The organism is Thermosphaera sp., assembly GCA_038827615.1.
Classification (GTDB): domain Archaea; phylum Thermoproteota; class Thermoprotei_A; order Sulfolobales; family Desulfurococcaceae; genus Thermosphaera.
The window spans coordinates 64368-75717 of the sequence record JAWBNK010000001.1 but is presented as its reverse complement, the minus strand read 5'-3'; the positions used below and the strand labels follow the sequence as shown (position 1 = coordinate 75717).

The window sequence follows — 11350 nt, the reverse complement described above, 5'->3', positions numbered from 1 at the left end:
GCGAGCCCGTGAAGCGCCAGGGCTCAGCGATACAAGAGGATTGACGTTAAAGTCGCGGTGAGATGGCGCCTTACTCTCAAATAACCCCCGTCCCACCACCGCTCCTCAACGATTTCTTTCGTGCCAACTCATTTAAAACCAGGTTAGCTATGTAGTTAAGCCTAGCTTTCCTCGACAAGAACCTCTGAAGCTCTCGTCTCAAGTCATCGGTTAGACTCTTACTCTCCCTCAATCTCTTCAGCACGAGTTGAACGTCAGCCGGCTGAATCCATTGATCCCTATCTTCTATCAGGGATACAGCTTCAGGGGTGAACATCTTCACTGAGTAGTCTGATGACTTCTTAGCTAAGTCTATCACTTTATCCCACTCCTTCTCCAGTAGACTCGACAAGTGCCTGAGGTTTGCAGTCCTCAGCTGCCTCAGCACCGCGCTCCTGTCTTCAACCACGACCTTGAAGTCCTCGTATAAGACCTTGTCAAGAATTTCCCTCTCCACCTCCAGTACCTGGGGCGGCGGCTTGATATATGGGATCGGCGGGTAGAGTTCCGACACAACTCTCGAAACGCCTCCATCATAATAACCTATAGAAACGAGTAAGCTTGGAGATGTAGCCTCTTCATCCAACACTTCAGTTATGATTGCTAGGGAGAGGGTCTTCAGCGCTGGGCTGGGACGAGGGATGAGTGTTTCAACGCCTTCAATTATAGCTCTTATCTTCTCCTTTGCTAGCACGTAGTCTATAACCCTTAGCATCTCGGCCTTCACAAGACTCCAATTGAACTTCAACGATACGAGAGTCGAGTACGCTATGTCATCTATGCTAGATATTAGTATTCTATCCAAATCGTCGAAGGCATACTTTTCAACCTCACTCCTAATGCTCAGCCAGTCCAGCTTGTCGATTACGCCGGCTGATACTGGTTCATGAAGGGAGAAGTACTTGTACTCGCCGACTTTGACAACATCGTACATGACTGTCTCGAAAGCTATGCCCAGCCTTCTCCTCAGCAGAACCATCAACGCCGCCAGTGCCAGCCTCAGGAGCTCGGAATCCTCCTCCATTTCAACATCATATATGTAGCCGTACGTGAAATCCCTATACTCTCCTCCCGTTGGCGTCGGAACGTATATGGTCTTCTTATCATAGAAGACTAGCGGGTTGTTGTCTACCTTAGCGTATCTCGGCCTCTCCGACCTCACAGTCCATATGCATCTCTCTGGGATTTTCCTATACCTGCCGAACCCGTTTCTCGGGACGTACACTACGCAGAGCTCTTCGCTGGTTATCCTCCCCGTTAAAAGATCTTTGATCAAACTGGGCTTCTCGCCCCAGTTCATCTTGACGTACTTGTACTCTTCCGCGGCGATGGATAATGCATCGTGGGAGTAGAAGTCTATCTGCTTTATCGGCTTCTCGATCACGCTTCTAACGTGCCTAGACGTCCTACCATACTCGATTGAAACCACTAACGCGTCCTCCGAATAGTCTATACAGCCCGGCTGGAACTTCTCGATCAAATCTACATGACCAATGGGCTCCAACGGCCTCAACTCGCCGTTCTTTTCAATGTATCTTTTAATCCCGTACGGAGGTGCGAACTCGTAGAAGTTCATTCTCTCGAAAACCCAGTCTAGGAGTTCTTGATTGACACCATCCTTTGCGAGGATTCCAGCTTTAGATAAGGCTTCTCTCTCGAGCTGGCTGAGCTCCATTCTATACCAAGGGGATTTAAGCTTAACCACGCCCGTGAACAAGTGAATGTACAGGTTTTCCTCGTTCACAAGCGTCTTCTCAACCCCTAGTTCGAGCCACTTGCTCAGCGTGTCGAGCCCATTGTTCAACAGCTCCCTATCCCACCTGGTATAGGGTATTATAATGGTCTCCGCGTACTCGAGCTCCTTCCTCCTCCCTTTCCTGCCCTCGCGTTGATAGAACTCTTTGACGTCGTCGGGGAGTCCTAGGTGTACGATTCTCCTGATCGTTCCTATATCTATTCCCTGAGACAGGGTTCTCGGCGAGACTATGACTTTGACCTCGCCCCTCCTGGCTTTCTCCTCAACCTCTTCTCTCCTGGCTTTCGACACCAGGTGGTGATGGCTTGCGAGCGGGGCATCCTCCCCTACGTACTGTTTAATGCTTCTAACGAGTTCCTCAGTCGAGCTAATGCTCCTAGTGAAAACCAGGGTTACGTAGTCGTCCTTGAAAAACTCCGTGATTATCTCAGCCGGGTTGACACTTATACTTGGCACTTCGTACCCCAGTCCCTCAAGAATCGATGTTATCCTGTAAGCCTCCTTCTCGAACTTCGAGTAATCTTCAACTATGTTATTGTACTGCAGGAGTTCGGGGTGTGCTTTAACCGCTTCAAACCATACTCTCCTCACGCTCTTGTATACTTCGCCGAGGTTCTTGCCGAGGACGATGTAGTAGTGGTTGGTTATTCTAAAAGGCTCCCCCTGTATTACAGCGTAGTCGCGCCCAGTTGCCTTCTTCAGAAACAAGCCCATGTCATCCGGGTTTGAGAGAGTAGCTGTTAAAACAGCTACTTGAGGCTTCACATCGCTTATATCACTTAGTATCTGTACAACGCCCATTAGGAGGGCGAGGCTACGGGGGTCGTAAAAGTCGATCTCATCCACGATGATGAGGTCGAGTTTACTATACAGACCCGCCAGGACTCCCTGAGACTTCCTCAGAAGGTACTTCTTTAAATCATGCATTAGGAAAGCAGGATTCGAGATTACAACGTTAGAGGTAGCGACTGCTTCTCTCAGCCACGTCGAACCATGCTTCTTCACGTATTCTTCCTTCTTAACGCTGTCTATTTGAATGGTTTTGCCCCCGACCAGCCCCACGTACTTCTCGATACGCCTTATCTGATCATTAGCTAAAGCCAGAGTAGGGTACAGAGCGATGGCTCTGAACCTCGCATCACGCTTAATCCTGTCCAGCGCATACAGCATCCAGGCCTCTGTCTTGCCGCTTCCTGTGCCCGCAATAAGTAGAACATTAAGCCCCTTGCCAAGTGATTCAAAAGCCTCTAATTGATGCTTATACAAACGTCTACTTCCAAGCTCTATGGAGGCAAACTCTGCTACAACATCCTTGAAGAGCAGTTCAGAGTAGGATGGCTCGACTGGGGGCTCCGTGAAAGTTATGAAACTATACCCCTTGGATTCCAAGACGCTCTTGGTTACCAAATTCATTATACTCATTCCTTCTAATTCAAAGCTCAATAAAATCTATCGTCCTAAATATTTTGAACCATTGAAAACCGCTTCAAACTCTTCCGTGGAGAAGGATTCGGGCAAGACTCTCGTAAACCTTGCGATCAGTGACAAGGTTGTTGAGCTTGGATAATACTGCACCGATATCGTACTTTACTCTGACGACTCTGAACTCCAAGGTATCAGTATCGAGTAATCCGCAAGACGCCCGAGGATCCCCGTCCCTAGGCTGTCCAACACTGCCAGGATTTAATACTCTAGAAGAATCAATCTTAAAATCCGCTGGAAAATGCGTGTGACCCGAGACAATCACGCCCTGGGCGAGCGCTCTCTGTCTCCCCGGTAAGGCATAACTTGATGATTGAGGGGCAAGCATTTTCTTTAAAACCTCCCGTGGAAGGTCGGGGAGCATGTAGTCGTAAAGGGGGTTGCGAGGGCTGCCGTGGACTGCGATGACTCCGACCCCTCCAGCTTCAACCTCCTCCATCGGCTTCAAGCCCTTGAGCCAGGCCACCTGCTCCTTAGATAGTAGTTTGAGAGATATGTGTTGCCTAGTATATACGCTTAGACCATGGGTCTTCTCGCCGCATCCGCAATCAACCCCATTCGCAACAGCGTAGTCGTGATTCCCCGAGAGAACGATGCGTGGCTTCAACTCCCTAACAGCGTCAACAACTCTATCGGGCTCGGGGCCGTAGTCGACCAGGTCACCTAAAACCCACAGCTCATCCCAAGCCCCTGCCCCCTCGAGAACTGCGCGAAAAGCCTCCATGTTACCGTGAATGTCCGAAACCAATAATATCCTCATGTGCTCCACGACACATACTATCCTCGACGAGGAAATTAAAGACTTCGGGCTCGCCTTAATCCCGTATAACGCTCGCGCGAAACCCTTTTGGGATGGAAAAGCTAGGGTATGCGAAAGGATCTAAAACGGTGACAATCATTCAGGATTTCCGGCTCTCATCACAGCCTCCTAGCTCATGAGACCCTCTTATCATCACTAAACCAATATATCGCTACACCGCTTAAATAAGATCCTGCAAGTTTTATAAACATCCCCATAATACTCAATATATTGATGCGGCGGTCGTCTAGCCTGGACTAGGACGCCGGCCCTCCAAGCCGGAGATCCCGGGTTCAAATCCCGGCCGCCGCATTGCACCTCTACGATTCGATCATTGAATAATGCTCCAGGCCCCATAATCACTCAACGAGTTGCACATAGTATTCTGCTCAGTGGAGTGCGCGTGGCACTTTCCACCAGTCTATCTCGACTCTCTCCGTTCGGCAGACACGCTTTTATTTCTAGATTCACAGAGAAGATATTTGGGCTCTCGAGGTAGTTTGATGATAAATCACCTGCGAGAACTCGTAGAAGCCTTAAGAAATGAATATTCATCCTTTTACGATCTTCGAGACGTGGAGCCGGAACCGCCGGATATTTCTCTAAGGGGTAGATTAGTCAAGCAGAGATACGGCACGCCATCGGAAGAGGGCTTTACGGAGGACGAGGAGGATACTAGTCAATACCGTGAAAAGCCCGATGTTGATCGCAAAATCATCGAAGAATTGTATGAAATGGGAATGCATCATGAGCGGGAGATTATGGGAATAATAGAGGGGCGTGGCGTAGATGCGTTGGCCTGGTACTCACCCTTCCACCTCTACAAGAATTGGGGCATCTACGTTCACGTCCCCCGCCTCTCGGCTCTCGCATTAATGATGCACAAGACCATCTCGATAAGCTTCGCCGACTCACTCCACTACTGCTGTTACGCAGTGCTTCAACATGAATACTTCCACTTCCTCACAGAATATGTTGCAACCATAGTGGAGACTATCGACCATAGACCTGTCTATCTTCGATACATACGGAACACAAGGTCTCCGCATGGATACAACCCCTATGAAGAAGCCGCTGCAAATGCGTTGAAAATAACGACGTTGAAGACGCAGGAGGAATGGGTCAAGCCTCCAGTGAGTAAAGTAATAGCCTTCATGGAAAGGGCTTGCAGGATGAGCCCTAGAGGGTATAGGGATTACCCCATGTTCCTGGATAAGAACGGGCTTTTAGACGCTCTCAAGGTCCGGGAGTTCTGGTCAATGGAGTTTAAAATTCATCCTCGGTGGACACCTCTTCCAACCCCCTACGAAATGCCCGGCAGGCACTTGCTTAAGGCCATACCCAAGTACGTTTACCCCAGGCTCGGCTTCCCCCTTGCCCGGGTGTGCCCCTTTAAATCTTAAACAAGGTGAAGGCGAAAACCCTGAAATGAGTATATCGGGGCTCGCGGTATAGGTGTTCAGGGTGGTCGACTGACCATGCGCGACCTACTGCTAGCCTGGTGAGTTTGAAAAATGATGGTTAAACATAACACTGTGGTTATTTGAACCCGCATTCGTCCAGAAATAAAGCAGAATTACGGCTTGCGCAGTCACGGTTTGATGCGGGAAAGTGCTTAACGATCCCATCATCTACTCAAAATGCTCGGCCTTAAATGACTGATGATCGGATCGAATTGCTTGGCTACCAGCCGTATTTTTCCGAGAGGATCCTGGATGCTTCCTCCAGCTCCTTGTACGTGTCTATTGCCTTCCAGAACACGTTCACGTACTGCACGGTGCCGAGGACTCCTTCCCTCGCCATCGCTGGGAATGCTGTCTTCTCCAGGTCTCCCTTGTCGGGAAAGTACTTTAACGCCTCAGGCTTCAAAGCGTACACTCCAGCGTTGATCCAGTAGTCTTTGAGCATCGGCTTCTCTGCGAACCCGAGCACTCTATCCCCGTTTATCTCCAGCACTCCATAGGGGCTTGGGAGGGGGATGGAGGCTATAACGCCCATTAATCCTGGGGTTGAATCCAATTTCTCGATGAGGCGGGTCGGGTCGAGATTAGTTATTATATCTCCGTTGACCACGAGGAATACGTTTGCCCTGCTAAGAATGTGTTCAGCGTTCTTCACCGCTCCGCCCGTGCCAAGAGGTTCATCCTCGACAACGTAGGTGACTCTAATGCCGTACTTAGACCCGCTTCCCACGTGCTCGATCATTTTCTCCTTCTTGTAGCCAACCAGCAAGATTATTTCGTTGAAACCATGTTTCTTCAACCATTCAATTTGCCAATCGATCAGGGGCTTATCTCCTATTTGAACCATGGGTTTTGGAACATCATTAGTGAAGGGTCTGAGCCTCTTGCCATATCCACCAGCGAGAATTGCCGCAAGCATTGAATCACACCTTACGTTTTTATATATCCTGGAGTTAAATTATAAAACTAATAAACCCTGATAATCTAAGAAAATATAGGCCGCCGTAGCTCAGCTGGGAGAGCGCCCGGCTGAAGACCGGGATGTCCGGGGTTCAAGTCCCCGCGGCGGCACTCCTGTTTTATTAAACCCTTCGTGTTTTTCTTAAAACTAGATCGGCTTGGTGTTTATCGTATGGAGATACTGCTGGTTCCGATGACTACTCACGGCGTGCTAGAGTACTTGGACAGCTTGAAGGAAAGTATTTCAAAAACGCTTGCAGAGGTGGGAGTTACTGCCGAAGTCATCCCCTGGCCCGGGGTGTTTAAGCCGTCTCTAAAGTGTTTCGATTGGGATAGAGGACAGTATGTCGCCCAGTGCTTGATCGATCAGCTTGACAAGCACTTCATGATCTTCCGTGCTAGCAGGAGTATTCTCATCCTCGGAATCGGCTACATTGATGGATACGAGTACGGATTGAACTTCGTGTTCGGAGAGGCCGTCCCATCCCGCGGCATCGCCGTGGTGTTCACTAAGCGTTTGAGAACGGAGTTTTACGGTGGACCACCAGATCCCAGCAGGTATTCACAAAGGCTTTCTAAGGAAGTGGTTCACGAGCTTGGACACCTGCTGGGGCTCAAACACTGCGGTAACAAGTCCTGCGTCATGAGGTTCAGCAACAGCATTATGGAGGTTGATGAGAAGACTGAACGCTTCTGTAATCAATGCGCAGGCTTGATTAAGACTTATATATCTAGCACGAAGTAAGCGGTCCAATAATCCGCCGTCTTCTCAATCCTCATCAAACTGTATGTGGGAGATTTAATCTCAACCCTTGCTTCATGGATGCTTGGGTCAAAGAAGTCGCCCCTGCACACGGCTTTAACGAAGTAACGCTCGTCTCCATTCTCCCTTTCGATCCTAAACTCTTCAATTCTCACCTTCTTGCACATTAAGCGCTCGGAGTAGTAAAGGATTAAGAGGTTCTCGAGCCATTTATACAAAAGGTTCTCGAGATCGAAGCCCTCGGCGATGACGGTCCTATCAACTCTCTCGAGTAGTTTTGAAGTATCAGTCATCGCTTCAAACAGTGCAAGCCCGGAGTTCTCAAGCAACTCTAAAAGGCTCCTGCCGCGAGCTCTTACATAGATATCGCTCATATGTTCAAGGAATTCGAAGCCCTCGCGCAAGCCGATCGAAGCATCCTCCATGATCACCGGCCTCCGCCTTAACCAATTTAATGTTTATTACCCCTCTTGAACAATTTATGTTTAAACCTACCGGAGGGTATTGTGGTGCCTGAAAAATTCGACTTCGAAACCTATCATGAATACATTGACAAATCCTTCACTCCTGACCCCGATAATCATGTGATAGCTGTCTTCAGAATCAAACCCGCACAAGGCTTCACGATAGATGATGCTGCCGGAGGGGTGGCCGCTGAAAGTAGCACTGGGACCTGGACCTCGATATACAGCTGGTATGATGTTGAGAGAGTTAGAAGGCTTAGCGGGAGAGCATATGAATTCATAGACATGAGAGATGGCTCGTGGATCGTTAAGATCGCTTATCCTGTCGAATTATTTGAAGAGGGAAACATCCCGGGATTATTGGCGAGCATTGCTGGAAACATTTTCGGGATGAGGCGTGTAGAGGGATTAAGGCTTGAAGACATTTACCTGCCTAGAAAGTTCCTGAAGGATTTCAAGGGTCCGTCTAAAGGAGTTGAAGGAGTTAGGGAGATCTTCAAGATCCATGATAGGCCCATCGTGGGTACAGTTCCAAAGCCCAAAGTGGGCTACTCGCCCGAAGAAGTTGAAAAGCTTTCAACAGAGTTGTTAATGGGCGGACTGGACTACATGAAAGATGATGAAAACTTGACTAGTCCAAAATACTGTAGCTTCGAAGCCAGGGCTAAGTCCATCATGAAGGTTATCGACAAGGTTGAAAAAGAAACCGGGGAGAGGAAGGTATGGTTCGCAAACATAACCTCCGACGTTAGGGAGATGGAGAAGAGGCTTAGACTCGTTGCAGACTACGGGAACCCCTACGTGATGGTGGACGTAGTTGTCTCCGGGTGGGGAGTTTTAAACTATATCAGGGACCTGGCCGAGGAGTACGGGCTAGCCGTCCACGCTCACAGAGCAATGCATGCCTCCTTTACTAGGAACCCATACCACGGCATATCGATGTTCGTCCTCGCCAAGCTCTACAGAGTGATAGGAGTCGATCAGCTACACGTAGGTACTGCGGGAGCAGGGAAGCTCGAAGGAGGAAAGCTGGATGTAGTAAGGTGTGCAAGGATACTCAGGGAGAGCAGTTTCAAACCAGATCCGGACGACGTTTTCCACTTACCTCAGGAGATGCATCATATAAAGCCGGCGGTGCCGGTCTCCTCTGGCGGGCTCCACCCAGGCAATCTTCCACCTGTCGTGGAGGCCCTGGGCACGAACATTGTCTTGCAGGTTGGAGGAGGAGTCGTAGGACACCCGGATGGTCCTAGAGCCGGCGCAGCCGCCGTTAGACAAGCGCTCGAAGCAATAGTGAAGGGTATTCCTCTCGACGAGTACGCTAGAACCCACAGGGAGCTGGTGAGAGCGTTGGAGAAGTGGGGTTTTGTCAAACCTATCTAGCTTGTTTTCTCCGCATAGACGTACGCGGTATCCCCGATTACTAAATAGTATTTTTTCTCGCTATCCGAGTACACGATCGGCACATCAAACCTCTTGGATAGGGCTTCAAAATCGGCAGGATCCTCTATAACTATTGTCCTGAAACGATACTCCTCAAGCCTCCCCTTGACGCTTTTCCACCTCACCCTGCCATTCCTCAACCCCGTTACTCCATATACTCGCAAAGTCGCATACGTCAGAGCCATTAATAAAGCACCTGATATTAGAGTGGAGATCGCGGCCAGGCTCCTCACGGTTGAAACCCTCGCTCTAATTCCGAGCGGTAAACTAATAGTGTTTTCAACTGTTCTCTGGTTCTCAACGCTGTAAGTATTCGATAAACCCTCTGTTGTTATCGATAATAAGTTGTAGATTCTATTGAAGCTCAGCGTAATCAACGGCTTCAAAACATACGTGGTTCTGAAACCGGAGGAGTATGCAACGTTGACTCCGACTTCGATCGTTATTACTGCGTCAAACCTCCACGAAGTAACTCTTATCTCCGAGTCGATAGCTTCAACGAGGTCAGTTATGTCGGAGATGTTGAAAGCTCCTTTAACGCTGATCGTGTTTCCAGAGGCGTTTACATCCGGCTCTATAGTGAAGTTCTTGCTCCATGATGAAGTAGAGATAGATAGGGCAGGGCGGACGAATGGTTCCAGCTTCTCCACGTAACCATAACTAGTACTGTTGCTTACAAACCACGAGATGTTAAAAAAGTAGTCTATACTGTCCGCGAGAGATAGGTATATGGTCGAATAATTGACTACTCCTGCGTAATCGTAAATGAGCGATGGCTTAACGTAAACATTGTAACCTACTTGAGAGCTTAGCTCAGCGGTTTTGAAAACATCTTTGTGAACAACGTAGGGCTGCACCCTATAGCTCTCCGAGAGGTAGAACGCGCCCACCGCGAATAAAGCTATGAATGCGATGGTGACAACGATCGAAAAGACCCTCGCGCGGTTTTTAAGAACTAAGCTCGAATTAGAGAAAAGTTTTTTCAATACCTGACAACTCCTCTTACGATATAGTAAACGTAGATTAAAGATAATAAAGACAATATTAGCGAGATGGATGCATTCAAGCTGCCGGTAGCCTGGAGCAAGTATAGAGTGGTCCATCCTATCATGGGGATGGTGAAGATCACTCTTCCAATGATACTGCCTCCACAAGCCCACAGGGGATCAGGGCTTTCGTTAGCATCCCCCCTCGTTATGAAACAATCGTCGCCCGCAGGCTCAATAACTCTGTGGACGATGATGCTTGAACCGCCCTTGAAAACTATGACGTCGCCAGGCTTGATCCCGCCTGGTGAAGTAGGCGCGGAAACCACTACATCTCCTACATTGATCGATGGAGTCATGCTACCACTGCTGACTGCGAAAAACCTAACGCCAAAGAGAAAAGATGCGAAGAGTGCAAAGGATAACGCTGTTAGAAATATGGTGAGTAATCGCCCACGCCTGCGCAGTCTGTAGGGGATGATTCGAAGAGTGATGGGTTTCGAAAAGAGGTGTAGGAGGCCTGGTAGAAGAATTGAAAGCGTAATCAATGGAAGTGTAGTTAGTAGGATGGTGGTTCTAGCCGGGATTACAGGAGCCAGTCTGAAGAATACTACGTAGGAGGTCATTGTTATCGCTTGAGTCTTGAAGCTAAACCGCCGCGCAATTAATGAGAGAACGATAGAATATGCTGTGAACGATAAATACTTTATAAACCAGGTCATGCTGATACCGGTACCCTCGAACACGAGAGTATACATGAGCGATGTCATGATGGACAGCGCTATGAAAACTGTTAGCGGACCCGCATGTTTCAAATTCTTGAAGACCAATTCCGAACGGAAGGATTCAAGGTAGAGGACCGTGGATATGGCTAGCGCGGAGTTTAAGACGTATCCGAGCGGAGTCATCAACAACGTGTTGAAGCCCAACCCTGCAAGCAACCCTGAGAGAACAAATACTGCAAGGTGAGTGATGAAAGATAATGCATTGAAATAAGCAGAGTCCCCTACCCAATACCTTCTCAGGTAGGCATAATTTATGATGAAGGATATTAGAAAAACCATTGAGGGCACGAGATAGAAGGATAAACCATAAAGAGCCCTGAGGAATAATCCAGAGAAAACAATGAGATATGATAGAAGCGAGACAATTATGTGAAGGTTTTGCTTAAAAAAAGGTTTTATCATTTTGAACA

The 11350-nt window shown here is 48.5% G+C and carries 9 protein-coding genes and 2 tRNA genes; 5 read left to right on the top strand and 6 right to left on the bottom strand.

The annotated features are described in order from the left end of the window. Positions 1–76: 76 nt before the first annotated feature. Positions 77–3217: a DEAD/DEAH box helicase gene (locus QXH45_00465; protein MEM2077729.1), complete on the bottom strand. Its 3141-nt coding sequence runs from the start codon at positions 3215–3217 to the stop codon at positions 77–79. A 64-nt stretch (positions 3218–3281) separates the two neighbouring features. Then, the gene (locus QXH45_00460) at positions 3282–4037 is read right to left on the bottom strand and encodes a metallophosphoesterase family protein (GenBank protein ID MEM2077728.1); all 756 of its coding nucleotides are present in this window, start codon (positions 4035–4037) and stop codon (positions 3282–3284) included. A gap of 275 nt (positions 4038–4312) precedes the next feature. Here QXH45_00460 and QXH45_00455 point away from each other — a divergent pair. Together QXH45_00455 and QXH45_00450 are read left to right on the top strand one after the other, a co-directional pair. Next, positions 4313–4388: transfer RNA gene (locus QXH45_00455), tRNA-Gly, on the top strand. A gap of 191 nt (positions 4389–4579) precedes the next feature. Then, the gene (locus QXH45_00450) at positions 4580–5479 is read left to right on the top strand and encodes a hypothetical protein (protein ID MEM2077727.1); all 900 of its coding nucleotides are present in this window, start codon (positions 4580–4582) and stop codon (positions 5477–5479) included. 280 nt (positions 5480–5759) lie between these two features. On the opposite strand, the gene QXH45_00445 is transcribed toward QXH45_00450, so the two are convergent. Beyond that, positions 5760–6458: a nucleotidyltransferase family protein gene (locus QXH45_00445; protein ID MEM2077726.1), complete on the bottom strand. Its 699-nt coding sequence runs from the start codon at positions 6456–6458 to the stop codon at positions 5760–5762. A gap of 79 nt (positions 6459–6537) precedes the next feature. On the opposite strand from QXH45_00445, the gene QXH45_00440 reads away from it, so the two are divergent. Together QXH45_00440 and QXH45_00435 are read left to right on the top strand one after the other, a co-directional pair. Beyond that, positions 6538–6610: transfer RNA gene (locus QXH45_00440), tRNA-Phe, on the top strand. 61 nt (positions 6611–6671) lie between these two features. After that, positions 6672–7244: an archaemetzincin family Zn-dependent metalloprotease gene (locus tag QXH45_00435; protein ID MEM2077725.1), complete on the top strand. Its 573-nt coding sequence runs from the start codon at positions 6672–6674 to the stop codon at positions 7242–7244. On the opposite strand, the gene QXH45_00430 is transcribed toward QXH45_00435, so the two are convergent. After that, on the bottom strand, positions 7223–7687 hold the full coding sequence (locus tag QXH45_00430) for an archease (protein ID MEM2077724.1): 465 nt from the start codon (positions 7685–7687) through the stop codon (positions 7223–7225). The genes QXH45_00435 and QXH45_00430 overlap by 22 nt on opposite strands. Positions 7688–7771: 84 nt before the next feature. Between QXH45_00430 and rbcL the strand changes: the two genes are divergently transcribed. After that, entirely contained in the window at positions 7772–9109 is a 1338-nt protein-coding gene (gene rbcL, locus QXH45_00425) for a type III ribulose-bisphosphate carboxylase (GenBank protein ID MEM2077723.1), read from the top strand. Here rbcL and QXH45_00420 read toward each other — a convergent pair. Further along, a complete protein-coding gene (locus QXH45_00420) occupies positions 9106–10155 on the bottom strand; it encodes a hypothetical protein (protein MEM2077722.1) in 1050 nt (349 codons plus the stop codon). The genes rbcL and QXH45_00420 overlap by 4 nt on opposite strands. Beyond that, positions 10152–11342 carry a signal peptidase I gene (locus QXH45_00415; protein MEM2077721.1) on the bottom strand — a complete coding sequence of 397 codons (1191 nt, stop codon included), beginning with the start codon at positions 11340–11342 and terminating at the stop codon, positions 10152–10154. The genes QXH45_00420 and QXH45_00415 overlap by 4 nt, the downstream gene beginning before the upstream one ends. Positions 11343–11350: the final 8 nt, after the last annotated feature.

What these genes read in the sequence shown, in the direction of transcription:
- QXH45_00460 (MEM2077728.1), bottom strand. Translation starts at nt 4,037, where the DNA reads ATGAGGATATTATTGGTTTCGGACATTCACGGTAACATGGAGGCTTTT.
- QXH45_00445 (MEM2077726.1), bottom strand. Translation starts at nt 6,458, where the DNA reads ATGCTTGCGGCAATTCTCGCTGGTGGATATGGCAAGAGGCTCAGACCC.
- QXH45_00450 (MEM2077727.1), top strand. Translation starts at nt 4,580, where the DNA reads ATGATAAATCACCTGCGAGAACTCGTAGAAGCCTTAAGAAATGAATAT.
- QXH45_00430 (MEM2077724.1), bottom strand. Translation starts at nt 7,687, where the DNA reads ATGGAGGATGCTTCGATCGGCTTGCGCGAGGGCTTCGAATTCCTTGAA.
- QXH45_00415 (MEM2077721.1), bottom strand. Translation starts at nt 11,342, where the DNA reads ATGATAAAACCTTTTTTTAAGCAAAACCTTCACATAATTGTCTCGCTT.
- QXH45_00465 (MEM2077729.1), bottom strand. Translation starts at nt 3,217, where the DNA reads ATGAGTATAATGAATTTGGTAACCAAGAGCGTCTTGGAATCCAAGGGG.
- QXH45_00435 (MEM2077725.1), top strand. Translation starts at nt 6,672, where the DNA reads ATGGAGATACTGCTGGTTCCGATGACTACTCACGGCGTGCTAGAGTAC.